This is a genomic window from Nocardia sp. CDC153 (assembly GCF_035818515.1).
In the GTDB taxonomy this organism is placed as follows: Bacteria; Actinomycetota; Actinomycetes; order Mycobacteriales; family Mycobacteriaceae; genus Nocardia.
This window is the reverse complement of record NZ_JAYKYU010000002.1, coordinates 1,229,380-1,255,764: the sequence shown is the minus strand read 5'-3', so window position 1 is coordinate 1,255,764 and position 26,385 is coordinate 1,229,380. Positions and strand designations below refer to the sequence as shown.

The following is a 26,385-nucleotide window of genomic DNA, read 5'->3' as shown; positions in this document are numbered from 1 at the left end:
TCACGCGGTGGCCGGTAGCTTCCGTATTCGGCAGCGGCCCGTGTGTGATGAGGTGGTAGGCAATGTCTTGGCAACTGGCGGTTCTCGGACCGGTCGAGTTGATGTCCGACGGCGTGCCGATTCCACCCATGCCACCCAAACAGCAGGCGGCGCTGGTCATGTTGGCGTGTGCGCGCGGGCGCACGGTGTCGGTCGAGGAACTCGTGGACGGCATCTGGGGTGCCGACCGGCCGTCCTCGGCGGTGGGCGCGCTGCGCAATTACGCGTGGTCGCTGCGTAAACACCTGTCGGCGCAGGAGAGCGTGCTGCTGTCCTCGGAATCGCGCGGATACCGGCTCGACGGCCCCATGGAATTGGATATCGACGCCGTCGACCGACTGCGCGCCGAGGTGAACGCCGCCCGCGCGGGCGGCTGCCTCGATACCGCCGATCGCGCGCTGCGCACCGCCCTGGGCGCGTGGCGCGGTGATCCGCTGACCGGTGTGCCGGGCCCGTGGGCCGCCGCCGAGCGCGCCCGCCTGCGGCGACTGCACCGGGTGCTCGAGGAAGACCTCATCGAGATCACCGTGCAGCGCGGCGATTTCTCCCATGCCATGGCCGATCTCGAGGCCCTGATCACCGGCGACCCGCACAGCGAGCGCCTGCGCGGACTCATGATGACCGCCCTCTACCGCGCGGGCCGCCGCACCGAGGCCCTCGACGAATACCAGCGCATCCGCAAGCTGCTGGTCTCCGAACAGGGCATCGAACCCGGCCCGGCCCTGGCCGAACTGCACCGCCAGATCCTCTCCGACGAGATGCCCGCCGCGGAGGCCCCGACCACCCCGATCACCGTGGTCGCCCCGCGCCCGGCCCAATTGCCGCCCGACACGGCCGATTTCACCGGGCGTGAGGAGCTGGTGCGGGAGTTGTGCGGGGTGCTCGGCGCGAGTCGGACGATCGTGGCGATCTCCGGGATGGGCGGTGTCGGCAAGACGGCGCTGGCACTGCATGTCGCGCACCGGATTCGGGATATCTACCCCGACGGCCAGCTGTACGTCGACCTCTTCGGCGCGGGTGCGACGCCCGCGGAACCCGGGCACGTATTGGGCGCGTTCCTGCGCGCTCTTGGCGTGGCGCAGAAGGAGATTCCGGTCGGGCTCGCCGAGCGGGCGGCGCTGTTCCGGTCGGCGATCAGTGGTCGCCGGATGCTGATGGTGCTCGACAATGCCAGTGACGCCGCGCAAGTCGCGCCGCTGCTGCCGGGTGAGTCCAGCTGTGCCGTGCTGATCACGGCCCGCCGCCCGCTCACCGCGCTGCCCGGCGTGCGATCCGCGGCGCTCGAGGTGCTCGAACCGGAAGAGGCCGTCACCCTTTTCACTCGGATCGTGGGTTCGGCGCGGGTGTCGGCGGAACCGGAGGCGGCCCGCCGCATTGTCGAACTGTGCGGTCTGCTGCCCATGGCGGTGCGCATTGTCGCGGCCCGGGTGGCCGCTCGTCCGCGCTGGACGGTGGTGTCCGAGGCGGACCGGCTCGCCGCCGAACGCCATGACCTGGACCGGTTTCGGGTCGGCGACCTGGCCTTGACCGCTGCCTTCCGGGCGGGCTACGAGCAACTCCCGTTGGACGCCGCCCGTGCCTTCCGCCTGCTCGCCGTCGCCGACCTGCCCGACCTGTCGCTGGCGGCCACCGCCGCCGTGCTCGACACCGTCGAGTCGGTGGCCGAGGACCTGTGCGAGGAACTGGTGGATCGCGGCATGCTCGAATCCGTCGGCCGCGGGCGCTACCACTATCACGACCTCATGCGTCTGTTCGCGCTCGGCTGCCCGGACCGCGAGCACGAACCCGACGTGACGGCACGGCTGCTCGATTACTACCTGGCCACCATGAAAACGGTACTGCGCGTGCGTCATCCGGGGTTGCGCCTGCGGCTCGCCGCGACCGGGCATCCCGGTACACGCCTGTCGGACCTGGATTCGACCCGCGATTTCCTCGCGATCGAACGGCGCAATCTGGCCGCCGTGTATCGGCTGGCGATCGCGGGATCGCCGCGGCACCGGGTGTTGGCGGCGGATCTGGCGCTGACGGTCGCCGAGACCGGTTTGGCCTGTGACGCCACCGTCGACCTGGTCAAGGTGCTCGAGGAATTGGTGCGGGCCATCGAATCCGACGGCGATATCGTCGTCGCGCGGCGCGCGCGGTTGGCCCTGGTCTTCGCGCTCGCCGCGGAATTGGAGCAACCACTCGAGGCGGCGGTGCACGTGCGCGGGCTGCTCGCCGACGACGATCCGGACATCGACCCGTGGACCTCGGGTGCCATTCAGGGTTTCGCGGGCATGCTCGCCCTGCACGATGGCGATCCGGCTCGGGCCACAGCGCATTTCGCGACGGCGCTCACCTATTACCGGCGCGCCGACAGTTCCGAATGCGTGCGGGTCGCGTATTCCCTGCTCGCCCGCGCCTATTCGGCCGCCGGTCGCAATCGTGACTCACTGGCCGCCGCGGCCCGAGCGGTCGTGGGCGACGACCAGTCCGGGGTGCGCCGCAATATCGTCTGGGGTCTCACCGAGGCCGCCTGGATCCTCAGCCGGGAAGGCGACGCCGACCGCAGCACCCGCCTGTTCGAGGCGGCTCTGGTCACGGCCCGCCGCTTCGGCAATACCCGCTTCGAATCGGCCATCCACGCCCGCGCCGCCCGCGCCCACCTCGACGCCGGGCACTTCGCGCAGGCCGTCGAGCACGCCGAACTCGCCGAATCCACCCGAATCTCCTCCGGTTCCGCGTCTCATTCCCACAACCTCCTGGTGCGCTACACCGCCCTCCGCCGCCTCGGCCGCACCCTCGACGCCGCCGAGTGTTATCGCACCGCCACCACACAGATCCCCGACTTCGACACCGCCTTGACGGCCTGGACCCCCGAATCCCAAGTCCGAGCGGGCCGCTGACCACTCCGTCATTCCGGCCAGCCACGGAGGGGTGCGCCGGGTGTGGTTGGTCGCCGACTGCGCCCTGAATGGCCCCACTCCGGCCGGTGACGCGGCGGTTTCGGGTAGTGAGCGCCACATGTCTGATATGGGTGGGTCGGGTGTTGCGGATGGTCTGGGTGGGGCGGGAGCGGCTAGCCTGGGACGCATGGCAGGGAAGGCCCGCAGCGGAACGTCACGTACGAGAGCCGGGACCACGCGGGGTCAGGCCCCCGCGCAGTCCCGCGCTCGCGGGCCGCGCACGGCCACGCGGGCCCGGAAAGCCCCGGCGCGGAAGGCGCCCGCGCGGCGGCCGGTGCGGCGGCAGTCGAATACCGCGCCGCTGGCCGTGGTTCGCCGCGGCGTCACCAGCGCCTGGACCATGACCGCGCGCGGGCTCGGGGCCACGACGCGGGCGGTGAGTCGGGCGGGGGATATCGAGCACGGGCACCGGCGCGATGGAATCGCGCTGGGGCTGGTCGCTTTCGCCTTCGTCATCGCGGCGGCGGTATGGCTCTCGGCGGGCGGGCCGGTCGGGCACTGGGTCGACGCCGTGGTGCGCTGGGTGGCCGGATCCGCGTCGGCGGGACTGCCGTTCGTGGCGGTGACCGTCGCGGTGATTCTCATGCGGACCGAACCGAATCCGGAGATCCGCCCCCGGCTGGTGCTGGGCGGACTGCTGGTGGGTCTGCCGATTCTGGGCCTGTGGCACATGGCGGCGGGTTCGCCGACCGACTACCACGGCCGTGCGCACGGTGCGGGATTCGTCGGCTATGTGGTCGGCGGTCCGCTGCAGGACGGGCTGAGCGCGTTCCTGGCGGTGCCATTGCTCATGCTGGCCATCGGTTTCGGTGTCCTGCTGCTCACCGGCACCCAGGTGCGGGACATCCCCACCCGCATGCGGGAGATCTTCGGCACCGACGCGGGCGGCGACGAATACGAGAGCTACTCCGAGGAACACGGCCTCTACGACCCGGCCAACTATGACGCGGATGGCTTCCCGCTGCACCGGCCCGAGGTGCGCAAGCGCCGCGGCAAGACGCCGTCGGAGAATTACCCGCCCGATGAGTTCGGGGGTTCGGACGCCGTCACCGAGATCATCGGCGAGCCGCCGCTGCAGGACGCCAAGGACATCGCCGCGCCCGAGGAGAAGCCGAAGGCGGGCGCGGCGGAGAAGACCAAGCCGCGCAAGCCCGCTCCGAAGGTCGTCGACCAGACTCCGCCGCCCCCGGAACCGCAGCAGCTGGAGTTCGTCACCGACCGCGAGGTCGACGGCGATTACACGCTGCCGTCGCTGTCGCTGCTCACCGACGGCGATCCGCCCAAGAAGCGCAGTGCGGCCAATGAATCCATGATCGAGGCCATTACCGAGGTCCTGGTCCAGTTCAAGATCGACGCCGCGGTCACCGGTTTCGTGCGCGGCCCGACGGTCACCCGCTACGAGGTCGAGCTGGGTCCGGGCGTGAAGGTCGAGAAGATCACCGCGCTGGCCCGCAATATCGCCTACGCGGTGGCCACCGAGAACGTGCGCCTGCTGGCTCCGATTCCGGGCAAGTCGGCGGTCGGCATCGAGGTGCCGAACGCGGACCGCGAATTGGTGCGCCTGGCCGACGTTTTGAAGGCCCCGAGCACCCGCAACGACCATCACCCGCTGGTGATCGGTCTGGGCAAGAACATCGAGGGCGAGTACCTGGCCGCGAACCTGGCCAAGATGCCGCACCTGCTGGTGGCCGGTTCCACCGGTTCGGGTAAGTCCAGCTTCGTCAACTCGATGCTGGTCTCGCTGCTGTGCCGGGCCACCCCCGAAGAGGTTCGCATGATCCTCATCGACCCCAAGATGGTGGAACTGACGCCCTACGAGGGCATTCCGCACCTGATCACGCCCATCATCACCCAGCCCAAGAAGGCCGCCGCCGCGCTGGCCTGGCTGGTGGAGGAGATGGAGCAGCGCTATCAGGACATGCAGGCCAACAAGGTCCGCCACATCGACGACTTCAACCGAAAGGTGAAGTCCGGGCAGATCACCGCGCCGCTGGGCAGCGAAAGGGTGTATCGCCCTTACCCGTACATTCTCGCGATCGTCGACGAGCTCGCCGACCTCATGATGACGGCCCCGCGCGATGTCGAGGACGCCATCGTCCGCATCACCCAGAAGGCCCGGGCCGCGGGCATTCACCTGGTGCTGGCCACCCAGCGCCCGTCGGTGGACGTGGTGACGGGTCTGATCAAGACGAATGTCCCGTCCCGCCTGGCCTTCGCGACCTCCTCGCTCACCGACTCCCGGGTCATCCTCGATCAGCCGGGCGCGGAGAAGCTCATCGGCATGGGCGACGGTCTGTTCCTGCCCATGGGGGCGAGCAAACCGACTCGTCTGCAGGGCGCATTCATCTCCGACGAGGAGATCGCGGGCGTCGTCGACTTCGCCAAGACGCAGGCCGAACCCGACTACCAGGAGGGCGTGACCGCCGCCAAGGCCGGGGAGAAGAAGGACGTCGATCCCGATATCGGCGACGACCTGGACCTGCTGGTGCAGGCCATCGAACTGGTCGTCACCTCCCAATTCGGTTCGACCTCCATGCTGCAGCGCAAGCTCCGCGTCGGCTTCGCCAAGGCGGGCCGCCTCATGGATCTGATGGAAACCCGGGGAGTGGTCGGCCCCTCCGAGGGCTCCAAGGCCCGCGACGTCCTCATCAAGCCCGACGAACTCGACGGCGTCCTCTGGACCATCCGAGGCGGCGGTGGCGAACCGCCCGCCTCGGATGACGCCGAGCCGCAGGACTTCTGAGGGTCAGTCCTCCAGGGCCAGGGCTTGCCGAATGGTGAGCCTGCCCTGGGTCTGCAGCAGTGAGCGCCGGTAGATCGTCTCGGCGCCCACGACCGTGCCGTAGGCGGCGCACGCCATGATCACCAGGGCGACGATCGGCTCCCACCACGCGGCGCTCCCGGCGGCCAGCCGACCCGGCATGGCCACCACCGACACCAGCGGCACGAACGACGCGATGCGAAGCGCGGTACCGGACAGGAAGATTCCGGCGAACAGCACGATCATGATGGTCATGGTGAGCGGCGTCGAGGTGGCCTGCAGATCCTCGGTGCGGGTGGCGAGGGCACCGGCCACCGCCCACAGGCTGGCCAGGGCCAGGAAGCCGACGACGAAGAACACGATGAACCAGCCTGCGGCCCCGCCGATTCGGGCTATCTGATCGCCCTTGCCGATGGCCGCCAGCCCGATCAGTCCCGCGCCCACGAACAGCGCGAGTTGGGCCAGGGCCATGGCGGTATTGCCGATCACCTTCCCGATCAGCAACTGCCGCAGGGGAATCGCGCTGGCCAGGATCTCGACAATGCGATTCTGCTTCTCCTCTACGACGCTCTGGGCGATCGAGAGTCCGAACAGCACCGAGGAGAGGTAGAACAGGAACGCGATCACGAATCCCGCCGCCTTGGCCAGTCCGGGATCGACGGCATCCGGTTCGAGCACGGTTTCGGTGACCGCGCCGCCGCTGGCCAGCTGTTGCGGGGAAATCCCTGCGGCAGCGGCGTTTCGCTGGATCGCGAGCTGCTGCGCCGCCGCCGCGACATAGGTCGCGGCCTTGTCGTTCTTGGCGGTCTTGCCGACCAGCCGCCACCCGCCCGGTTGCGGCACCAGGCCCGCGTCCACGCCGCCGTCGCGCACCCGTTGCTCGACCGCGGTCGCGTCGGCGGCCTCGTGCGCGACGAAATCGACCTTGGCGTTCGCGGCGTGCGCCAGCTGCCCGGCCAGATCGACCACCTCGCTCGCGCCCGGCCCGGTCGCCACGTCGATGGTTTCGCTACGGCCGCTGAGGAATCCGCTGATCGCCAGCGAGGCGACAATGGCGATGATGGTGACCGCGGTCGAGATCAGGAAATTCCGGTCCCGCAGCTTCACCGCGATCTCCCGCCGCGCGACCAGCCGCCAGACCCCGCGCGGTGCCGGATCGACCGCCGTCGGCCTCGAATCGACGGTCATGCCACCGCCTCCCGATAGATATCGGACACCGAGGCCCGCACTTCGGTCAGCTCCCGCACGGACCCGCGCGCCAGGGCCTCCCCGAGCAGCGTGTCCGTCGTCATGTCGGTCAACTCCACAATCGCTGTTCCCCCGTCGATTTCGACCACCGTCACCCCGGTGACGTCGCGCAGCCATGCCGCGTCGGACCCCAGAACCAGTCGATGCCGCGTCGGCCCCGCCTCGGTCAGCTCCGCCGCCGACCCCTCGGCCACCACCCGCCCGTCCGCGACAATGACCAGCCGATCACACAGCCGCTCCACCAGATCCAGCTGATGGGACGAGAACAGGATCGGAACCCCTTGCGCCGCATACTCCTGCAGCAGCGCGGCCATCGAATCCACCGCCACCGGATCCAATCCAGAGAACGGCTCGTCCAATACCAGCGCGACCGGCTCGGCGATCACCGCCGCCGCGATCTGCACCCGCTGCTGATTGCCCAGCGACAGCGACTCCAACTTGTCCTTGCGCCGTGCGCCCAGGTCGAACCGCTCGAGCAGCCCGTCGGCCCGCGAAGCCGCTGCGGCGGCACGCATTCCGCGCAGTCGCGCCAAGTAGACGAGCTGATCGAAGATCGGCTGCTTCGGGTAGAGCCCGCGTTCCTCGGGCATGTACCCGAATCGCCGTCGATCGGCCGCCGTCACGCCGCGTCCATCCCAGCGCACCTCGCCACCGTGCGCCCCCAACACCCCCATGATCATCCGCATGGTGGTGGTCTTCCCAGCTCCGTTTCCGCCGACGAACCCCGTCAGCGTCCCCTGCGGCACGCTGAACGACACCTCGTCCACGGCAACCTTGTCGCCGAATCTTCGTAGTAATCGCGCGACTTCGAGCATCGTTCCCTCCCTACTGTCTCCGACACATGCACCGCCCATCTTGCCGGACCCGTATCGGCCGGAACGTGGTGCCTTGGTCGGGCTTTGAAGGTGTGCGGGCCTGCCTTTACCCTGAATCTGTGGCAGGCGGGGGAGTTTCGTGGCGGCGGCGGATGCGGCGGTGGCGGTGGCCGGAGCCGCGGTGGGTCGCAGGCTTGGGGGGCGGTGTCGCGACGGTGTTGGTGCTGTCGACGCTGGCGCGCGGATTGCCGGACTACTGGCGGAATTTCGAACTGAACACCGCGGCCGACCTGATCGGCGCGGTGTTCACCATCTTTCTGCTGACGCCGATCATCCAGCGGGTGGGGGAGTCGCGGGTGCGCGAGCACCGGGAACTCGACTACGGGCGGTTCAGGGAGATGGGCGAACTCGCGCGCACCCACGGTGGGCGCGGGTCGCGCGGGGACTTCCAGGTCCGGCTCTACTATTCGGGTCCCGCCGTCACCATGCATCGGTCCGACGACCGATGTCTGATTTCGTTCTACACTGCGCGGACCCGTCATGTCCGCGACACCGGGCAAGATCGTCATCGACGGCATCACCACCATCGCCGAGCGCCGCGTCTTCGCCCTGCGTTTCCTGCAGGCCCGCGACGAATCCTTGGTCGGCACACCGTTCTTCGCGAATTACAGCGAGACCGCGCGCTGGCTCGACGATCTCACCCCGGCGTTCGCGCCGACCTTTGCGCACGAGAGTTCCCGGTTGACCGCGGACCGGCCGCATTAGAACGTGTTCTATATTTTGGGTGACCGATCCGGCGAGCCCCAGGGAGAGCACGACATGTACCAGTGGTCCGAGGAAGACCTGATGTTCCGCGATGCCCTGCGTGGGTTCATCGCCAAGGAGATCACGCCCAATGTCGAGCGGTTGGAGAGTGGGGCGCTGCCGCCGTTCGACATTATTCGGAAGCTGTATGCCACCTTCGGGCTGGATGAGATGGCGAAGGAGGGGCTGGAGAAGGCCCTCGCGCGGGAGGAAGGGGGGACGAGCGGGAAGTCGGGTGGCGGATTCAGCGGGTCGGGGAGCATGGGGGTGATTCTCAACAGCGAGCTGGCGGGGGTCAGTCTGGGTTTGGTGGCCTCGATGGGCGTCAGTCTCGGGCTGACCGTGGGCACGATTCGCAGTCGCGGCACCCTCGCGCAGAAGAAGCGGTGGCTGCCGGAACTGGTCACCTTCGAGAAGGTGGGGGCGTGGGCCATCACCGAACCCGATTCGGGCTCGGACGCTTTCGGCGGGATGAAGTCCTATGTCCGGCGGGACGGGGAGGATTACCTCCTCAATGGACGGAAGACGTTCATTACCAATGGTCCGTACGCCGATGTCACCGTCGTCTACGCCAAGCTCGACGAGGAGGACGGGACCGATCGCCGCGATCGGAAGGTGCTGACCTTCGTACTCGACAAGGGGATGCCGGGGTTCACGCAGAGCGCGCCGTTCAAGAAGATGGGCATGAACTCGTCGCCGACCGGTGAGCTGTTCTTCGACAATGTCCGCATCACGCCGGACCGGCTGCTGGGCGAGACCGAGAATCCCGCCAAGGGCGATGGAAAGGACAGCGCCAAGGAGTCTTTCGCGGCCGAGCGGATCGGGATCGCGTCGCTGGCGCTGGGCATCATCAATGAATGCCATCGGCTCAGCGTCGAGTACGCCAAGTCGCGCAAGCTGTGGGGTAAGGAGATCGCGCAGTTCCAGCTCATCCAGCTGAAGCTGGCCGAGATGGAGATCGCGCGAATCAATGTGCAGAACATGGTGTTCAACGCCATCGAGCGCACGGCCGCGGGGGAGCAAGTCTCGCTCGCCGAGGCGTCGGCCATGAAGCTGTACTCCTCGCGCGCCGCGACCGAGGTGGCCATGGAGGCGGTGCAGCTCTTCGGCGGCAATGGCTATATGGCCGAGTACAAGGTCGAGCAGCTGGCGCGCGACGCCAAATCGCTCATGATCTACGCGGGCAGCAATGAAATCCAGGTCACCCACATCGCCAAGGGACTGCTCGGCGGCTGACCCGCTCAGATTCCGTCGAGGCGGGCCAGGATGTCGAAGGCGCGTTCGGCGGTGTCGTGCTCCCAGCCGATTTCGGCGGCGGTGGCGTCGGCGAGCGCGGGATTCTCGAGGGCCAGGCCATTGGCGAAGATGGTGACATTGGCGGTGAGATCCGCGCCCGTCAGCAGTGGTTTGGTGGCGACGCCCTGGCCCAGCACGCGATCGAGGCCCTCGCCGAAGAAGTAGAACCGCCACAGCGGACCCATTTTCGCGCGATAGATCCGGTCGGTGCGCTCGGTGATCTGATCGCCGGTCTGGGCGATGCTGGCGACGATCTCGAAGTAGTCGCCGGCATCGGCCGGGGTGGATCCCGCCGCGGCGACCGCGCGCGGCAGATCGACCACGAGGTGCGCGTTGTAGCCCGCGAGCGCGACCCGGCCGGGGGACACCGCGCAATCGGCGGCCAGCGCGAAATAGTTCACCCAGTGCGGTTCCGGTGTGCCGCCGCTGAATTCGGCGTGCACATTGTCGAGAAAGCGGCGCAGCAGATCGAAGCTGAGCCGGTGCGCGTACTCCGGATCGGCGAAGGCACCCGCATCGCGCTGCAATGGCATGACCGCGGCGGCCTCGACAATATCGAGCCCGGTGGCGAACGAGCCGCGGCGATCCGCGTGCCGCTCGAAGATCTCGGTGATGCCGTGCTCGCGCGACACCGCGTCCGCGAGCGTGGCCAGCGCATCGGTATCGGCGAGCGTGCTCGTATCCGATAGTCGGGCGATCTCGTCGTTCTCGGCGGCGGAAAGCGTTGTCGCGCAGGCGGGAGTCGGCGCGGGTGCCGCGAGTGCGGTCGCCGGTGTGGAGACGGCCGCGGCGGTGAGCGACAACGCGACGGCAGCACGGCTGAATACATCGAGCACGATGTATTGGTAGCAGGAGTGATCGAAGATCGCCGATCGGGCGGCGGCTTCGAGGGCGCGCAACGGCTCGGAATGCGCTGTCCGCGAGGGTGATTCGACACACTGTGATGGTCGCCATATGCCACCGCACCGACCATCGCTGCCTTTTCCTGTGAATTTCCTCCGAGTGCGACAGTGAAGCATTATCGTTTCTCTTCGCTCACGGCTGACGTGGGCACGAGAGGAGCACATTCATGAACACCACCCGGCGGGCCGGTATCGGCGCGACCGCGATCGGCGCCGCGGCGGCGGTCGCGCTGCTGACCGCACCCGATGCCAGCGCGCTGGTCACGGGCATCAGCGTGACCAATAGCGACAAGTACTGCGCCAATTCGACCTACACCGTCGCGGTCAATGTGACCGCCACGTCCTTCCTGTTCGATGTCAGCCTGAGCGACAACGACACTCAGATCGGCAGCACCAAGCCGTCGAGCGGCGTGGCCACCTTCTCCTGGACCCCGACCACCACGGGTTCGCACACCCTCAAGGCGGTCCAGGAGATCATCAGCACCAAGTCCACCACCGTGACCGTGGTCGACTGCACCCCGACCGGTGGCGGCGGGGGCACCGGCTCGTCCGCCGCCAACCCGCTGGCCGGTCTGCTCAGCAGCCTCTCGGCGCACTGAGCATCCAATGGGGCACTGAGCATCCAGTGGCGCACTGAGCATCCAGTACCGCGCCCGGCCGGAACGCATCCTCCGGCCGGGCTTGCGACCCCCGGACGCCCGATGGCGTCGGTAGGGTTCAATAGTGTCGAAATTGAGCGTCCTCACCTGGGCCGCCGCGATCAGCCTGCCGGTGGCCGGGCTGTGGCTGCTGCTCTCGCATCCGCGGTTGGACGTTCACTACGAGCATCATCCCGAGCATTTCTGGCTGGTGCTGGCCGCGGCGGCGCTGGCCATGGCGTTGGGGATCGTGCTCTACCGCGCCGCGCGCGCCCGCCACGATCTGCGACTTGTCCTGGTGTCGTTGATGTTCCAGTTCGCGGCCGGATTCCTGGGCCTGCACGCCCTCGCCACGCCCGGTGTCATCATCCAGATGCCCAATGCCGGATTCGTCTACGCGGTGCCGGTCGGTTTGACCTTGGGTGGCTTCGCCGCCCTGGCCTCGGCTTTCGAATACGGTCCCGTCGGCGCGGCACGCATGAACCGGCTCATCGGGCTGCTCTCGGCGCTGCCGGTCACCTTGCTGCTCGGGTGGGCGATGCTGTCGCTCACCGGATTACCGCCCTTCGACGCCATGCCCAGCGCGACCGAGACCTCGCGCTCGCTGGTCGTGGTCGCCTACGCGGGGTCGCTGTCGTATCTGGGCGCGGCGGTCGTCTACGCCCGCCAGTTCTACCGCCGTCGCGGATTGCTGCTGCTCAGTGTGCTTTCCGCGTTCCTGCTGCTGATCGAGGCGCTACTGGCCGTCGGGTACGGGCGCAGCTGGCAGGCGTCGTGGTGGGAATGGCATGCGCTGATGGTGGCGGCCTTCGCGTTGATCGCGGTGAGCAGTCACGTGCAGTTCCGGCGAGAGGGTTCCTCGCTGGGGCTGTTCGACAGCGTCACGCTGAATCAGACCATGGCCACGCTCGAGCGCGATTACACGCGGGCGCTCACCGAGATGGTGGAGGTGCTGCGGCAGCGGGCGGCCGTGGGCGTGCCGGTGGACGAGCCGCTGGGTGCGGTCGGGGTGGAGTTGTCGAAACGATTCGGGCTCACCGAACGTCAGCTCGCGGTGCTGGAACAGAACGCGCGGCTGTACCGTCAGCTCGACCAGTTGTTCCGCTCGTATATGTCGCCGCAGGTCGCGACGGCGTTGATCGCCAATCCGGCCGAGGCCGACCTGGGCGGGCGGATCGCGGAAGTCAGTGTGCTGATGGCGGATCTGAGCGGTTTCACGCCCTTCGCCGAACGCACCGACCCGGCACTGGTGGTGCAGATGTTGAACACCTACTACGGCGCGATCGTGCCGGTGATTCTGGAGGAGGGCGGCGTGGTGGTGCAGTTCGTCGGGGACGCGGTGATGGCGGTGTTCAACGCGCCCACACCGCAACCCGATCACGCCCTGCGCGCCTCCCGGACCGGGTTGCGATTGCAGCAGGCCGTCGCGCACATCGCGGCGGGGCGACCGGACTGGCCGCGATTCCGGGTCGGCGTGAATACCGGTCCGGCCCTCGTCGGGAATATCGGTGCGGCACAGATGCGCAACTACACGGCCATCGGCGACACCACGAATACCGCCGCCCGATTGCAGGGCGTCGCACAGCCCGGCGACGTGGTGATCGGGCCGCTGACCCGCGCGCAGCTCGGGCCCCTCGCGTTCGTGCAACCGCTGCACGCGATCCCGGTGAAGGGCCGCCGGGAGCCGGTGAACTGCTTCGTCCTGCGAGGTGTGCGGTGACCGAATACGCCCTACTGGCCAGTCTCACGCCCGACGAGCGCCGCGAGGTCATCGCCTCGTGCGTGCTGCGCCGGTTCAAACGCCGCGAAATCCTGTGCCACGAGGGAGATCCCGGGGACACCCTGCATCTGGTGCGGTCGGGTCTGCTGCTGATCCGGGTCACGACCCCGCTCGGCTCCACCGCCACCCTGACCATGATCGGGCCCGGCGACTCCTTCGGCGAGCTCGCGGTGCTCAGCCCCGACGCGCGGCGGACCGCGACCGTGGCGGCGGCCGAGAACGCCGAAACCCTCAGCATCACCAGGGATCGCCTGCAGGCCCTGCGCGCCGCCAATCCGGGCATCGACCAGATGCTCACCACGACCCTGGTCGAGCAGATCCGACGGCTCTCGGCGACCGTGCTCGAGGCGCTCTATCTGCCGGTCGAGACGCGGGTGGTGCGCCGCCTGGCCAATCTCGCCCGCATCTACGGCGGCCCCGCGCCGATCGCCGAAATCCGGCTCACCCAGGACGATTTGGCGTCGATGGCGGGGACGACGCGGGTCACGGCCAATCGGGTGCTGCGCGAGCTCGAGGACCGGGGCATCGTGTCACTGGGGCGTGGACGGATCACCGTCACCGATCGCGCGAAGCTGGTGGCGATCGCGTCCAGCCCGTAACCCGTTGGTGCCCGGGCGGATCCGTATCAGCCGCCGAAGATGGCCTTGGGTTCGCCCAGATACCAGGTGTTCTCGATGCGCATGCGGTGGATGAGCCAGCGGTCGCCGTCGCGCCTCAGCTCCAGCACATAGGGATTCTTGAGCAGGGCGAAGGTGTCGTGATCGGCGGTGAGCAGGTGCTGGGCCTCCACGAGCGCGGTCATGCGCGCCGCATCACCGTCGACGGTGATGCGTGGATTGGTGACCTGGTGCGTGGTATCCACACGGCCGGTGAACATTCCGAGAATCGTGTCGACAATGAAGTCCCGGCCGGTCATGACGGGCGGTTCGGCTCCCCATCGGGCGGCGGCGGGCCGGAAGTCGAGTTCGGCGTCCTCGGTGAAGGCCGAGGCGAACAGGTCGCGATCCTTCAGATCCTGCCCGAGGGCGAATCGGTAGAGAGCGTCGGCGATCTCGGCTCGATCGCGCAGCTCGCCGGCGACGGCGGCCGAATCGGTGGCGGGGGCCCGCAGGGCCCGGTGGGTGACGCTCACGTCGATCTCCTTGTGGTGTCGGGTTCCCGGGAGGCAACCCGATGCGGGGCAGTCAGTATTCCGGCCGGTCCGCGAGGAACCTCAGGGCTGGATTCGCCGTGAAGACTCGGTCCTGCACCGACCGTAGGAGTGGGCGTGGGTGGGGGCGGGTGTCGATTCGCGCCAACAAGGGGGATATCGATGCCACGAGTGACGCGGCTATCACCGGGGAACGGGGCTGTCGCGGAACAAGACCGGGTCGCGCCGCGGTTGTAGCCGAACCCCAGCCGGAGTCGGATCAGGAGTTGCCATGACATCAGCACAGCGCGGCGCCCTCGCGAACACGGTGTCGTCGCATGTCGCGCTGCTCGCGCTGGACACGGCCAAGCAGGCCGGGGTGCCGTGCTCGGAACTCGCGCCGATCGCCGCGCTGGTGCGAAGTCCGTCGGTGGACGACCGGACCCGGGTCCCCACCACGGACATGACGCGGCTGTGGGAGATCCTCCAGCACCACATCGGTCCGGAAGCCGGTATTCGGATGGCGGCCTTGGCCGATCCGGGCCGACTGCACGTGTGGGACTACCTCATCGGCGCCGCGCCCACCCTGGCCGCGGGGCTGCGCACCGCCGCCGAGCACACCGCGACCATCTGCGATCCCGCGGTGTCCATGCGGATCACCGACGACGGCGCGCGCCTGTCCCTGGATCTGGCCGACTCCCCGTTCCGGGGACCCGCGCTCGCGGCCTTCGCCGAATTCGCGCTCGCCATCACCCAGCGGCGAGCTCGGGAAGTGTTCGGCGACTGCGGTATTCCCGTTCGCGTCGATCTGCCGCACGCGGCGCCGCGCCGGTACGGCTATCTGGTCGACGCCTTCGGCACCGGCAATATTCATTTCGAGCAGGAGCGTGGCGGCCTGACCTTCCTGCACACGGACAGCTGCGCCCGGGAGCCCTACGACCCGCGCCTCTACTCGATCCTGCAGGACTACGCCCGCAATCTGCTCGAGCATCCACGCCCGGCCCCGACCTGGCCGGAGCAGGTGCGCACCGCCATTCGATATGTCCTGTCCGACAACACCGCTCACGGCATCGACATCGATGACGTCGCGCACCGGATGAACCTCAGCCGCCGCACCTTCCAACGCCGCCTGGCCGAGCACGACACCACCTGGCGCGCCGAACTCGACACGGCCCGTCACGAATTGGCGACCACCCTGCTGCGCGATCCGGCTCTCCCGGTCCGCACCATCGCCCTGCGCCTGGGCTACGACGACCACCGCACTTTGTCCCGCGCCTTCCAACGCTGGACCGGCCGCACCCCGACCGAATACCGCCGCGAGCTGACCCGATCGGCTGTCGGCGCGTCCGACTAGACCTGTTCGGGGGCGTCGTCGGGTTCGTCGCGTGGGGGCAGGAAGGGTTGTTGGTCGGGAGGTTGGCCCTGGGCTTGGCCGCGGGCTCGGGCGAGTTCGGCGTCGAAGGCGGCCCCGAACAGGACGGCCAGGTTGGTCAGCCAGAGCCAGATGAGGAAGACGACCGCTCCGGCCAGGGAGCCGTAGACCTTGTTGTACGAGCCGAAATGGCTGACGTAGAGCGCGAATCCGGCGGAGGCGGCGGTCCAGATGAGGACGGCGGCGGCACTGCCGGGGGTGAGCCAGCGGAAACCGGGTTGGCGGACATTGGGAGCGGCCCAGTACAGCAGGGCGCAGACCAGACTGACCAAGAGCAGCAGGACCGGCCATTTGGCGATGTTCCACACCGCGACCGCGGTGGTGCCGACGCCGAGCCAGCGGCCGGTGCGCTGCGCCAGGTCGCCACTGAGCACCAGGCCCAGGGCGGCGGCCGCGACCACCACGAGGACGGCCAGGGTGAGGCCGATCCGCAGCGGCAGGGTCTTCCAGGCGGCACGGCCCTCCCTGACGTCGTAGAGCGAGTTGGCGGCCCGGATGAAGGCGCCGATGTAGCCCGACGCCGTCCACAGGGCGGTGATCAGACCGAAGATGGCGACGGGACCGGAATAGGTTCGCGCGCCTTGCAATTGGTGCAGTGCGTCCACCACGGCTCCGGTCTCGTTGCCGGGCCCGGCATCCTGGACCGTCGAGATCAACGCGTCGGTCGCGCCGCGCCCGAGCAGCCCCAGCAACGCGGCCAACAGCACCAGGCCGGGAAACAGCGAGAGCACGCTGTAGTAGGTGAGCGCCGCGGCCCAATCGGTCACGCGATTCGACCAGATGGATCCGAAAACCCTGCGCGCCACGCCGATCCACGCGTGCCGCGGCAGGTCGGTCGGCCCACCGATATCGTGCCCGTCCATGTTCACCTCCGCGCGGTGTCGCCATACCCGGCCGCCGGTACCCGAAACCGTGGCCGCGCACGGCCCGGCGGATCGCGGATCAGCGCGGGCGCACCGCCGCGGCGTGCAGGCCGCGCTCATCGCGTTCGAGGGTGAAGCTCACCGGCTGATGTTCGGTCAGGGTGCGATAGCCGGGGAGGTCGATGCCGGAGAACTCGACGAAGACGCGCCGCGCGGGTTGCTCGTCGGAGGTGATGAAACCGAAGCCCTTCGCCGTGTCGAACCAGAGGACGACACCGTGGACACGCGATTCGACAGGGCTCGTGGTGACCGGCATTTCGAATCTCCTTCGATCGGCAGAGTTTCTGGCGATGGGGTCCTACCCGGGTGAGTGATCGCGAAACCCCTTGGCGGGCAACGGATCATCGGCAAACGGCTAGCTCTCGGGGAAGATCGAGCGAGCCGCCTTCAAATCCGCGAGAAACGCGGCGTACGCCTCGGTGCGGTCGGGAGCCCGCAGCACCGCCGAGGGGTGCACGGTCGCGATCACCTCGTAGTCCTCGGTGGAGATCAACCGGCCGCGTTGCGCGGTGACTCGAAACGACTGTCCCAGTACCGCTTTGGCGGCGATGCTGCCCAGACACACGACGAGGCGCGGCCGCACGATCCGCATCTCCGCCTCGAACCACGGTGCGCAGGCCACGATCTCGGTCCGTCCGGGTTGGGCGTGAATGCGGCGCTTGCCGCGCTCGACGAACTTGAAATGCTTGACCGCGTTGGTCACATACACCGCGTCGCGATCGATTCCGGCCTCGGCGAGCGCGCGATCGAGCAGCCGCCCGGCCGGTCCGACGAACGGATGACCCTGGCGGTCCTCCTGGTCGCCGGGTTGTTCGCCGACCAGCACGACCCGCGCATCCGCGGGGCCCTCGCCGAAAACCGTCTGCGTGGCATGGCGATACAGCTCGCAGCCGTGGCAGTCGCGGGCGGCGGCGCGCAGGTCGTCGAGGTCACCGTCGGGCGGTACGTACCGCGTGGCGTCCGACATGATCGGCTCCTAGCCGTCGGAATTGGTCCGTCGGCCCGAGCCCTCACGCTTCTCCAGGCCGACGGAATCGGCGAGTTCACTACGGTGCCGGTCCAATTCGGGGTATTCGGCACTGAGCTCACCCATGAACGCGGCCAGCGCGCCCGCGATGGCATTGAGTTTGTCCTGCACCGCGGCGTCACTGCGGCGCTGGGTGTTCTGCAGCAGAGCCACCAGCAGGAAGGTGATGATGGTGGTGGCGGTGTTGATCACCAGCTGCCAGGTGTCCACACTCGGCAGCACCAGAATGGACGGCACCCACACCACCACCAGCCCCACGCAGAACACGAAGAATCCTGCCCGCGAGGCCCAATCGCTGGTGGCAGTGGCGAATCGGTCGAACAGCGACAGCGTGCCGCCGTCGCCCGGTTGGCGTTTGGGCCGGTCCACCTCGCGCTCCTTTCCGAACTCAGCCTTCCCGCAGTGAGGTGATGGCATCGCGGGCACGGTCGAGCATGGCCGCGAACGGGCCCGTCAACAGGTTGGCCTCCACCGACTCCACGCCCGGATGCGGCCGGGTGGGGGCCAGTGCCTCGGCGATCTCCACCGCCCGCCGCATGGCCCGCAGCTGGTGGGGCTCGAGCTCGTGGCGCAGCTGCGAGAACTCGTCCTGCTCTTCGTGTTCGGCGTGCGCGATGACGTCCTCGCGCAACTGCGCCAGACCCTTCTCGAACTCGGCGGAATCGATGTCGAGGGATTCCAGGTCGGCCAGTTGCTGTTTGGCCTGGTGCTCCTCCTCGAGCCGGGCGTCGACCACCGTGGCCCCGTCCTCGATCTCGGTGCGGGCCCGCGGATGGATGATCTCCTCCTCGGCGGTCTCGTGCACGGCCAGCAGGCGGCGCAGGGTGCGGAAGTTGGTCTCCCGCTCCGCCGGATCGGTGGCGTCCAGGGTCTGGGTGAACAACGTCTTGATCAGCTCGTGCTGGCGCAGCAGCAATTCGAGGGCGTCGCCGATACCGTCGGGCTCGTGCGCCCGGCCGGGGTCGTTGTCGTGACCGGGGTCGTTGTCGTGGCTGTGCGAACCCGCCTCGCGCGGATCGGCGGAATTCTCCGCCCCGAAACTGCCGCTGCTGGCCTTGCCGCCCTTGCGGGCCTGCTCGACGGTGTCCGGGCGGTTGCCGAACTGGCCGGGGTTGCCGGTGTCTGCCATGGGATGGTCCCTCCTCGTAGTGAACGACGCACCGGCGTAGGGGCCGGGTGTGTTCGCCGTACCCCGATTCGGGAGTCTCACGCACGGCCGTCGGGTGCGGTCGATTCAGCGGGTGCGAGCGGGGTAGTGCTGAGGTCGAATCGAGAGGAGGCGGGGATGGCGGAGATCGGTGAGCTCACGAAACGCCTGGCGGAGGCGGCCGAGCGGGCGGGTCGCACCGTGGCGGTCGCGGAATCGTTGACCTGTGGAAAGTTGTCGTCGGCGCTCGGCGCGGGGCCCGATTCCGCGCGTTGGTTGCGCGGGGCGGTGGTGGCCTACAGCGCGCAGGTCAAGCATCGGGTGCTCGGGGTGCCCGATGTTCCCGTCGTGTCGGAGACGGCCGCACGGGCCATGGCCGCGGGTGCGCGGTCGTTGCTCGGTGCCGATGTCGCGGTGGCGGTGACGGGTGTGGGCGGGCCCGGCCCCCAGGACGGGGAGCCCGCGGGCTCGGTGTGGCTGGCCGTGGACGCCGGGGGAGAGCAGTGGGCGCGGCACGAGCAATTCGACTGTGCGCCAGCGGATGTCCTGGCCGGGGCGGTCGAGGTGGCGATCGCGATGTTGCTCGCGGCCGTCGAGGGTTGAGTTAGCGGCGTTCGTCCGCGGCTGTATTCGACTGGCGCAGTGCGGCGTTGGTGGTCTCGAGGGCGGCGTTGGTGGCGCGCAGGGCGGTGTTGGTGTCCTCGAGTTCGAGAATGCGCCCGATCCCGGCCAGGTTGATGCCCTGCCCGGCCAAGGTGACGATGCGGGCCAGCCGCGCCAGGTCGTCGCCGCTGTAGCGGCGGGTGCCGCCGACACTGCGGGTGGGGGTGATCAGCCCGTGCTGCTCGTACAGGCGCAGCGTCTGCACGCCCACGCCGGACAGTTCGGCGGCCACCGAGATGGCGTAGACCGCCTGCTCGGAGCGCGGGAGGTGGCCGTGTTCGCCTGCCAGCATCCGGGGTGCCTTCCTCTGTCTACGGGAGTGTCGGTTCGAGGTCAGATTACCTTGCCTCGAACCTTGCACTCACCTATGGAGAGCTCTAAATAATATCTGCGTCAGATGACAGAGGTTATCTGGTACTCCTCGGTCTAGAACGGAATGCTGCGGTTGGCCATGCCCGATCACGGGGCAGCCGCCCGCAGCTTCTCCAGAAGTGGACCGGCGGCCTCGGACAGGAATCGCCACTGTGCTTCGTCGCCGACCTGCACCAGCGCGATGTCGGTGAATCCCGCTTCCCAGTAGGGGCGTACCGCTTCCACGATGGCGTCGAGGTCGGGGCCGCAGGGGATCGTGTCGGCCACGTCCTCGGGCCGAACCAGGCGGGTCGCGGCGGCGAAGGCGTCGGTGGTGGGGAGATTGGAGTTGACGTCCCAGCCGCCGGTCGACCATCGGAACTGCTCGTGCGCACGCTGAATCGCTTTGTCGCGGTGGGTATCCCAACACACCGGCAGCTGTCCGGTCACGCGGGTTGGGCCGGTGGCCTCGCCGCGGGCCGCGGTCCAGGAGCGCACCAGGTCCGCGTCGGGATCGGTGCTGATCATCTCATCGGCCAACGGCGCGAACCGCTCCACCGAGCGGGCTCCCGACACGGCGACGGCGATCGGCACCGGATCCGGCGGCAGATCCCAGATTCGCGCGGAATCGACACGGTACCAATGCCCATGGCGGGTGACCGTCCGACCGGTGTGCAATTCGCGGATGATGCCGATGGCTTCCGCCAGCCGCTCGTGGCGTTCGGCGGGCCCCGGCCAACCCTCGCCCACCACATGCTCGTTGAGGCTCTCGCCGCTGCCCAGGCCCAGGGTGAAGCGGCCCTCGGCGAGGATCTGCAAGGTGGCGGCCTGCTGGGCCACGATGATCGGGTGATACCGCATGGTCGGGCAGGTCACGTAGGTCATCAGCGGAATCGACTCGGTGGCCTGTGCGACGGCCCCGAGCATGGTCCAGGCGTGCGGGGCATGCCCCTGCTCGTCCAGCCACGGCGAGAAGTGATCGCTGCTCACCAGAAAATCGAATCCGGCCCGCTCCGCGGCGACCGCGTACCGAACCAGCTCGCGCGGCCCGCTCTGCTCGGTCATCAATGTGTATCCGAATGCGGTCATGGCTCACTCCTCCACCTGTCGACGACTGAGATACCGACGAGCTACCCGGTGGTCCTCGATTGATGCGTCGGCCGGAACCTGGTCGATTGAGCGACGGTTGGCCGGGTAGAGCGTGGAGGTAACCCTCGACCACTAGCCAGGAGGACAAGCCATGCCGGTGCAGCCGATTCAGAGCCCACTCAGCGGTGACTCGCTGCGCGTGACCGGGGATGCGCTGCAGCAGACGGTCGTCGATCTGATCGACCTGTCACTCGTTGCCAAGCAGGCGCATTGGAACGTCGTCGGACCGCACTTCCGGTCCGTGCACCTGGGTCTCGACGAAGTGGTCGCCGCGGCACGGGAATTCACCGATGCCGCGGCGGAGCGCGCTACCGCGATCGGTGTCAGCCCCGACGGCCGCGCGGCGACCGTGGTCAAGGAAACCGGCGTCCCCGGCATCGAATCCGGTTGGCAGACCGACACCGACGTCATCGCCACCATGGTGTCCACCCTGTGGGCCATCATCACCCGACTCCGCGACCACATCGAGGCCACCGAAACCGCCGACCCCGTCACCCAGGACCTGCTCATCACCATCGCCGCCCGCCTCGAACAGCTGCACTGGATGTGGCAGGCCCAACAGGCCCGATGAACGCCGCCGACTCGATGCGGTCACGCGGTTAACGTCCACCCCCATGGCCGCCATTTCCTCAGGTCGGCTCGAGTGACTGTTGGGGGACGTGATGAGCGAAGAATTGGGACGGCCTGCGACGTCGGTCGCAGGCCGTCGGCGAGGGGACCGGCGGCCGAAGGAAATCCTCTGTGCCTACATCCTTTTCGTGGCCGCCGGTCTACATCTGTGCTACTGGTTGTTGCGCCCGACCGGAGAATCGCCGCCGCACCGCGCGGACAGCACCCTGGCCATCGCAACGGTGGTGCTCGCGGCGGTGGCATCCGTCCTGCTGCTCATCGCGGCGCGAGCGGCCAGCGCGATCGCGGGATGCGCTCTCGGACTACTGCTTTCGGCGAACCTCGGCCACCTGCTCTCGAGCTTCGACGAGCCCGACGAACACCTCCGCCAGCTCGTCCGATACGGCGGCTGGCTGTCGATCCCGATCACCCTGCTGGCTCTGACCTCGCTACTGCTGCTGGCGGTCCCGGCGAAGGCCGCCCGCCCTACGGGCGCGGACCAATGACGAAGGCGGTATTGCCCTTCGCGTCGAGCCCGGTGTCGAGAACCTTGTCATCGAGGAAGGCCGCCGAATCCTGATCGAGGAATACCCGCGCACCCTCGGCGACGACCACCTCGTCATCGGCGGCAGGCGCCTCGGTAATCGCGAGCTCGAAACTCTGCGCATTGTCAGGCGTCGAGATCCGCAGCCCCGCCTCCGGCGGCACCCCCTGCTGCGTGGTGATATCCCGAACCACATCGACGGCTTTGGGCGTGAGTACCAACATATGTCGCAGTCCTTCCGTCCGCCGAGCGCCCCGGTGGCGCACGACAGTCGATCGGGTAACCGCGAGATCACCCCTGAAACCTCCCCACGCGGATGTCGGCGTTGACATCGACTCGCCACTGAGGTGCGCGGGGATGGAAGGGAAAGGGCCGCTGTCCGGCGGCGGTGCGCGGAAGCGGCCCTGCGGCTCGGGGTTCGAGGCCGTGTTGGAGTCAAGGTAGCAGCGGAGCTTTGCTGCGGTAAAACGATTTTCGGGCCGGGCGCGGGTGCCCGGCCCGGTGTCGTCAGGCGGCGTGCAGGGCGGTGGTGATCTTGCGGGTCATGTCGGTGACGACGGGGCTGGCGGAGCCGTTGCGGCCGGTGGCCGCGGCGGCCTCGATGGCGACCAGCACGGTGGTGCGGAAGTTGTCGGCCTCGGCGGGGTTCTGCTGCTCGAGGACGGCCGCCGCCGAGGTCAGGGCGGGCAGCACCTGGTCGGCGAGGTCGGCGACGGTCTTGCCGGTCAGGTGGATGTCCTTGGACTTGGTGTTCAGCAGGTGGCCGATCTGGCCGGTGGCCGAGCCCAAAGCGAGGGAACCGGCGGTGGCGGCCTTGTGGGCCTTGCCGGAGGCGGCCGAGATGAGCGACACCGCGCCGTAGGCGGCGGAGCGGATGGTGGCCTTGTCCTGGTCGGTCAGGTTCAGGGGCAGGGTGGCGGACATGATGTTCTCCTTCGAAATCTGTTGTGGCGGTTGCCGTGATGGACATACTTTGTCCGGCCCGCCTGACAGCGCTCTGACGCCGAGCTGACACCGCCGCTGACAGCTCTCGGTGCGGTACCGGTGGATTCGGCTCGCGGGCGCGGCGACGGGCGAATACCGTTGAGGTGCACGGTGGACGGTGGTTGGTAGGCGACCCTGGGATGTGAGAGGGGCGCTGGTGTGACGCTTCGGATTTGGTTGAGCAGTGCCGGGGCGGCGACCGTTCAGGTGATGCGGCTGTTGCGCGAGAACCCCGATGGGGTCGAGGTCGCGGTGTATGCCAGCAATGTGGATCCCGAGGCCGCGGCCTTGGCGGCATGCGATGTGGCGGCGGTGGAGCCACGCCGGGTCGGCAATGACGAATATGGCCGGTTCGCACTGGATTTCTGTCGGCGGCATCGGATCGATGTGGTCATTCCACCGCGGCGGATCGACGCGCTGGCGGGCCGGGTCGCGGAGTTCGCGGCCATCGGGACCAAGGTGATGTGTTCGCCGGTCGAGGCGGTACGGACGCTGACCGACAAGGCGGCCACCTACGCGGCCGCCACGATCGCGGGGATTTCGGTGCCGCCGTGGCGGGTCGTGTCGGATGGCGAGGGGTTTCGGGCGGCCGTCGAGGAGCTGTCGCGGACCGGAGAACGCTTGTGCATCAAGCCGAGTGGGGAGTTTTCGGCGTTCGGGTTTCGGATTCTCGATGATCGGCCGCTGCGTATGCGGGATCTGCTCGCGCCACCGGTGCCGGTGGCCACCGTCGACGCGGTGGCGGGGGCGCTGGATCACGCTGTGGCGCAGGGGGATCGGGTTCCCGAGCTGCTCGTCATGCCGTACCTCGACGAGCCCGAGATCAGTGTCGACTGCCTCTCGACCGCCCACGGTGAGCTGCTGCTCGGCATTCCGCGCGCCAAACAGGGACGGTTCAGGACGCTGCTGGACGATCCCGATCTGGTCGACACGGCGCGGCAGTTGGTCAAGCATTTCGGCCTGGCGTATCTGACCAATGTGCAGCTGCGGCACCGCGCGGGCGAACCCGTACTGCTCGAGGTCAATCCGCGACCCTCGGCCGGACTGTTCCACACCGCCTTCTCCGGGGTGAACCTGCCGTGGGCCGCGACCGGCCTGCTGTTGACCGGAGACGCGGGTCTGACCACCCCACCCCGACTGGGCGTTCGCCTGGCACTGGCGGAGGCGGTCATGGAGATCGCCCCGAATCCCGGCCGGATTACTGAAACGGGTTCCTATTCGGGTTGATTCGAGTATTTTCGCAACACATCCCAGTTTCGCCGGTGCCAAGGGCGGGGCTGTGTGGCGAAAGGGCTGGTTATGGCTGCTGCGGACTACATCGTCATCGGTTCCGGAAGCGCCGGGGCCATTATTGCCCGCCGGCTGGCCGATACCGGCGCGGCCGTGACGCTGTTCGAGGCCGGGCGGCGCGACAAGGGCCGGTTGGTGCGCAAGCCGGGCATGATCGGGCCGATGCACAGCGTGCCGCAGTTGAAGGCGCGCATCGACTGGGGGCACTACACCGTCGAGCAGAAACACGCACTCGGTCGCAAGGTCCCGCAGACGCACGGGAAGGTGGTCGGTGGGTCGAGCTCGGTCAACGGCATGGTGTTCGTGCGCGGGAACAGACGCAACTTCGACGATTGGGCGGGCGCGGGCAATACCGGCTGGTCGTATGAGGACGTCCTCCCCAGCTTCAAGAAGTTCGAGTCCTTCGAGGACGGGGCAAGCGAATTCCGCGGCGGCGCCGGACCGATCAAGGTGATCCGCGCCCGCGAACTGACCCCCGCCTCCGAGTCCTTCATCGAGGCCCTCGCCGAAACCGCCGGTGTCGCGAAGAATCCCGACTACAACGGAGCCGAACAGGAGGGCGTCTCCATCCTCCAGCAGAGCAACAGCAACGGCCTGCGATACAGCACCTCGGTCGGCTACCTCGACGACCGGCCGAAAAACCTTACGGTGCTGCCGGATACGCACGTCACGCGCATCGTGATCGAGAACGGTCGCGCCACCGGCGTCGAGTACCGGACCGCGCAGGGCACCCGGGTCCTGCACGCCGACCGTGAAGTGATCGTCAGCGCGGGCACTTTCGGTTCACCGCAGCTGCTCATGCTCTCCGGCATCGGCCCGGCCGACCATCTGCGCGCCTTCGGTATCGACGTCGTCGCCGACCTTCCGGTGGGCGACAACCTCCACGATCATCTGTTCGTCCCGATGACCTTCGCCATGCCGACCGCGCTGCGCCGCTCCGCACCCGGCTACTTCGCCCGCGCCTTCGTCCGAGAGTCCTTGCGCAACAACAGCACCTGGCTGGCCCGCAGCGTCTTCGAGGCCGTCGCCTTCCTGCACACCCCGTACTCGACCGGCGCGCCCGACCTGCAGTTGCACGTGCTGCCCTGGGGCTACCCCGGCCCGAATCAGGACGCACCGATCCGCCATGTCCCCGACCCGCGCCGATCGCTCACCATCCTGGTCACCATGATCTATCCCGCAAGCCGGGGCACCCTGCGCCTGACGTCGGCCGATCCGACCGCGCCGCCCGCCATCGACCCCAATTACCTTGCCGAACAACGCGATCTGGACACCCTGGCGCACGGCATGGAACTGATCCGAGAAGTCATGGCCGCCAAGGCGATCAGCGCCGCTGTGGACGTCGAGATCTCCCCGGGGGCGCAGTACCCGACCCGAGCGGAGCTGGCTGCGGAAATCCCCAATCGCGCCACCACCGTCTACCACCCCGTCGGCACCTGCCGCATGGGCGTCGACGACCGCGCGGTCGTGGACCCGACCCTGCGCGTCCGCGGTATCGAGGGTCTGCGGGTGGCCGACGCGTCGATCATGCCGAGCATTGTCGGCGGCAATACCAATGCCGCCACGATGATGATCGGCGAGCACGCCGCGGCGCTCATCCTCGATCGACCCGAACGACCCCGGTTGACCTGAACCGCCTAATGCTCGCGATCTCAGTCTGAAATGTCTAAGTTTCACTACTGTTCGCAGCCATGATCCACAACACTCGTCGCCTCGGATTCGCCCTAGTCGCCTTCGCGGCCATACTCGTCGGGGCCGCGGGCCCCGCCCTCGCCGATTCCGGCTCCGCCAGCTCCGGTTCCTCCAGCGCCAGCTCCAGCATCGCCACCACGCCGCTGGGGCAGTTCTGGGCTCAGATCGTCAACAACCTCGGCGTCGCCATGGGCTCGTCCCAGCCCAAGTAGCCCCG

At 68.3% G+C, this 26,385-nt stretch carries 26 protein-coding genes and 1 pseudogene; 14 read left to right on the top strand and 13 right to left on the bottom strand.

Annotation, left to right across the window (positions count from 1 at the left end; genetic code table 11):
• Positions 1-62 precede the first annotated feature (62 nt).
• A complete protein-coding gene (locus tag VMT65_RS14315; RefSeq protein WP_326308678.1) occupies positions 63-2,924 on the top strand; it encodes an AfsR/SARP family transcriptional regulator in 2,862 nt (953 codons plus the stop codon).
• 187 nt (positions 2,925-3,111) lie between these two features.
• A complete protein-coding gene (locus VMT65_RS14310; protein ID WP_326308677.1) occupies positions 3,112-5,727 on the top strand; it encodes a DNA translocase FtsK in 2,616 nt (871 codons plus the stop codon).
• A gap of 3 nt (positions 5,728-5,730) precedes the next feature.
• Here VMT65_RS14310 and VMT65_RS14305 read toward each other — a convergent pair whose 3' ends face one another.
• Both VMT65_RS14305 and VMT65_RS14300 read right to left on the bottom strand, forming a co-directional pair.
• Positions 5,731-6,933: an ABC transporter permease gene (locus VMT65_RS14305; protein WP_326308676.1), complete on the bottom strand. Its 1,203-nt coding sequence runs from the start codon at positions 6,931-6,933 to the stop codon at positions 5,731-5,733.
• Positions 6,930-7,808, bottom strand: coding sequence for an ABC transporter ATP-binding protein (locus VMT65_RS14300; RefSeq protein WP_326308675.1), 879 nt, complete (start codon positions 7,806-7,808; stop codon positions 6,930-6,932). Before VMT65_RS14300 ends, VMT65_RS14305 begins: the two co-directional genes overlap by 4 nt.
• A 522-nt stretch (positions 7,809-8,330) precedes the next feature.
• Here VMT65_RS14300 and VMT65_RS14295 point away from each other — a divergent pair.
• A pseudogene (locus VMT65_RS14295) lies at positions 8,331-8,573 on the top strand (lysine 2,3-aminomutase); the annotation flags it as partial.
• Positions 8,574-8,627: 54 nt separating this feature from the next.
• The gene (locus VMT65_RS14290; protein WP_326308674.1) at positions 8,628-9,848 is read left to right on the top strand and encodes an acyl-CoA dehydrogenase family protein; all 1,221 of its coding nucleotides are present in this window, start codon (positions 8,628-8,630) and stop codon (positions 9,846-9,848) included.
• Between the two features lie 5 nt (positions 9,849-9,853).
• Here VMT65_RS14290 and VMT65_RS14285 read toward each other — a convergent pair whose 3' ends face one another.
• Positions 9,854-10,744, bottom strand: coding sequence for a DUF5995 family protein (locus VMT65_RS14285; RefSeq protein ID WP_326308673.1), 891 nt, complete (start codon positions 10,742-10,744; stop codon positions 9,854-9,856).
• A 233-nt stretch (positions 10,745-10,977) separates the two neighbouring features.
• On the opposite strand from VMT65_RS14285, the gene VMT65_RS14280 reads away from it, so the two are divergent.
• From VMT65_RS14280 to VMT65_RS14270, 3 genes are all read left to right on the top strand, one after another.
• Positions 10,978-11,409: a hypothetical protein gene (locus VMT65_RS14280; RefSeq protein ID WP_326308672.1), complete on the top strand. Its 432-nt coding sequence runs from the start codon at positions 10,978-10,980 to the stop codon at positions 11,407-11,409.
• 124 nt (positions 11,410-11,533) lie between these two features.
• Positions 11,534-13,168, top strand: coding sequence for an adenylate/guanylate cyclase domain-containing protein (locus VMT65_RS14275; RefSeq protein ID WP_326308671.1), 1,635 nt, complete (start codon positions 11,534-11,536; stop codon positions 13,166-13,168).
• Entirely contained in the window at positions 13,165-13,827 is a 663-nt protein-coding gene (locus tag VMT65_RS14270; protein WP_326308670.1) for a Crp/Fnr family transcriptional regulator, read from the top strand. Before VMT65_RS14275 ends, VMT65_RS14270 begins: the two co-directional genes overlap by 4 nt.
• Positions 13,828-13,853: 26 nt before the next feature.
• Here the strand turns inward: VMT65_RS14270 and VMT65_RS14265 are convergent, their stop codons facing one another.
• A complete protein-coding gene (locus tag VMT65_RS14265) occupies positions 13,854-14,360 on the bottom strand; it encodes a nuclear transport factor 2 family protein (protein ID WP_326308669.1) in 507 nt (168 codons plus the stop codon).
• Positions 14,361-14,649: 289 nt separating this feature from the next.
• Here VMT65_RS14265 and VMT65_RS14260 point away from each other — a divergent pair, with 289 nt between their 5' ends.
• Entirely contained in the window at positions 14,650-15,711 is a 1,062-nt protein-coding gene (locus VMT65_RS14260) for a helix-turn-helix transcriptional regulator (RefSeq protein WP_326308668.1), read from the top strand.
• Here VMT65_RS14260 and VMT65_RS14255 read toward each other — a convergent pair.
• The 5 genes from VMT65_RS14255 to VMT65_RS14235 form a co-directional block, all read right to left on the bottom strand.
• Positions 15,708-16,652, bottom strand: a complete 945-nt coding sequence (locus VMT65_RS14255) for a YihY/virulence factor BrkB family protein (protein WP_326308667.1) — start codon at positions 16,650-16,652, stop codon at positions 15,708-15,710. The two genes, VMT65_RS14260 and VMT65_RS14255, sit on opposite strands and share 4 nt — an antisense overlap.
• A gap of 79 nt (positions 16,653-16,731) precedes the next feature.
• On the bottom strand, positions 16,732-16,968 hold the full coding sequence (locus VMT65_RS14250) for a cold-shock protein (protein WP_326308666.1): 237 nt from the start codon (positions 16,966-16,968) through the stop codon (positions 16,732-16,734).
• A gap of 99 nt (positions 16,969-17,067) precedes the next feature.
• A complete protein-coding gene (locus VMT65_RS14245) occupies positions 17,068-17,679 on the bottom strand; it encodes a UdgX family uracil-DNA binding protein (protein WP_326308665.1) in 612 nt (203 codons plus the stop codon).
• Between the two features lie 9 nt (positions 17,680-17,688).
• Positions 17,689-18,108, bottom strand: a complete 420-nt coding sequence (locus VMT65_RS14240; RefSeq protein ID WP_326308664.1) for a low affinity iron permease family protein — start codon at positions 18,106-18,108, stop codon at positions 17,689-17,691.
• A gap of 19 nt (positions 18,109-18,127) precedes the next feature.
• Entirely contained in the window at positions 18,128-18,673 is a 546-nt protein-coding gene (locus VMT65_RS14235; RefSeq protein WP_326309176.1) for a hemerythrin domain-containing protein, read from the bottom strand.
• 351 nt (positions 18,674-19,024) lie between these two features.
• Here VMT65_RS14235 and VMT65_RS14230 point away from each other — a divergent pair, with 351 nt between their 5' ends.
• On the top strand, positions 19,025-19,489 hold the full coding sequence (locus VMT65_RS14230) for a CinA family protein (RefSeq protein WP_326308663.1): 465 nt from the start codon (positions 19,025-19,027) through the stop codon (positions 19,487-19,489).
• 1 nt (position 19,490) lies between these two features.
• On the opposite strand, the gene VMT65_RS14225 is transcribed toward VMT65_RS14230, so the two are convergent.
• Together VMT65_RS14225 and VMT65_RS14220 are read right to left on the bottom strand one after the other, a co-directional pair.
• The gene (locus tag VMT65_RS14225) at positions 19,491-19,838 is read right to left on the bottom strand and encodes a MerR family transcriptional regulator (RefSeq protein WP_442790248.1); all 348 of its coding nucleotides are present in this window, start codon (positions 19,836-19,838) and stop codon (positions 19,491-19,493) included.
• Between the two features lie 170 nt (positions 19,839-20,008).
• Entirely contained in the window at positions 20,009-20,989 is a 981-nt protein-coding gene (locus VMT65_RS14220) for a TIGR03557 family F420-dependent LLM class oxidoreductase (RefSeq protein WP_326308661.1), read from the bottom strand.
• A gap of 151 nt (positions 20,990-21,140) precedes the next feature.
• Here VMT65_RS14220 and VMT65_RS14215 point away from each other — a divergent pair, with 151 nt between their 5' ends.
• On the top strand, positions 21,141-21,620 hold the full coding sequence (locus VMT65_RS14215) for a Dps family protein (protein ID WP_326308660.1): 480 nt from the start codon (positions 21,141-21,143) through the stop codon (positions 21,618-21,620).
• Between the two features lie 187 nt (positions 21,621-21,807).
• Positions 21,808-22,164, top strand: coding sequence for a hypothetical protein (locus VMT65_RS14210; RefSeq protein WP_326308659.1), 357 nt, complete (start codon positions 21,808-21,810; stop codon positions 22,162-22,164).
• Here the strand turns inward: VMT65_RS14210 and VMT65_RS14205 are convergent.
• Together VMT65_RS14205 and VMT65_RS14200 are read right to left on the bottom strand one after the other, a co-directional pair.
• Positions 22,145-22,426, bottom strand: coding sequence for a hypothetical protein (locus VMT65_RS14205; RefSeq protein ID WP_326308658.1), 282 nt, complete (start codon positions 22,424-22,426; stop codon positions 22,145-22,147). The two genes, VMT65_RS14210 and VMT65_RS14205, sit on opposite strands and share 20 nt — an antisense overlap.
• Positions 22,427-22,709: 283 nt before the next feature.
• Positions 22,710-23,126: a hypothetical protein gene (locus VMT65_RS14200; protein ID WP_326308657.1), complete on the bottom strand. Its 417-nt coding sequence runs from the start codon at positions 23,124-23,126 to the stop codon at positions 22,710-22,712.
• A 219-nt stretch (positions 23,127-23,345) separates the two neighbouring features.
• On the opposite strand from VMT65_RS14200, the gene VMT65_RS14195 reads away from it, so the two are divergent.
• The 3 genes from VMT65_RS14195 to VMT65_RS14185 all read left to right on the top strand — a co-directional run bounded on the left by VMT65_RS14195 (position 23,346) and on the right by VMT65_RS14185 (position 26,380).
• Positions 23,346-24,413, top strand: coding sequence for an ATP-grasp domain-containing protein (locus VMT65_RS14195; RefSeq protein WP_326308656.1), 1,068 nt, complete (start codon positions 23,346-23,348; stop codon positions 24,411-24,413).
• Positions 24,414-24,485: 72 nt separating this feature from the next.
• Positions 24,486-26,108, top strand: a complete 1,623-nt coding sequence (locus VMT65_RS14190) for a GMC family oxidoreductase (protein WP_326308655.1) — start codon at positions 24,486-24,488, stop codon at positions 26,106-26,108.
• A gap of 59 nt (positions 26,109-26,167) precedes the next feature.
• Positions 26,168-26,380 carry a hypothetical protein gene (locus tag VMT65_RS14185; protein WP_326308654.1) on the top strand — a complete coding sequence of 71 codons (213 nt, stop codon included), beginning with the start codon at positions 26,168-26,170 and terminating at the stop codon, positions 26,378-26,380.
• The last annotated feature ends 5 nt before the right edge of the window (positions 26,381-26,385 follow it).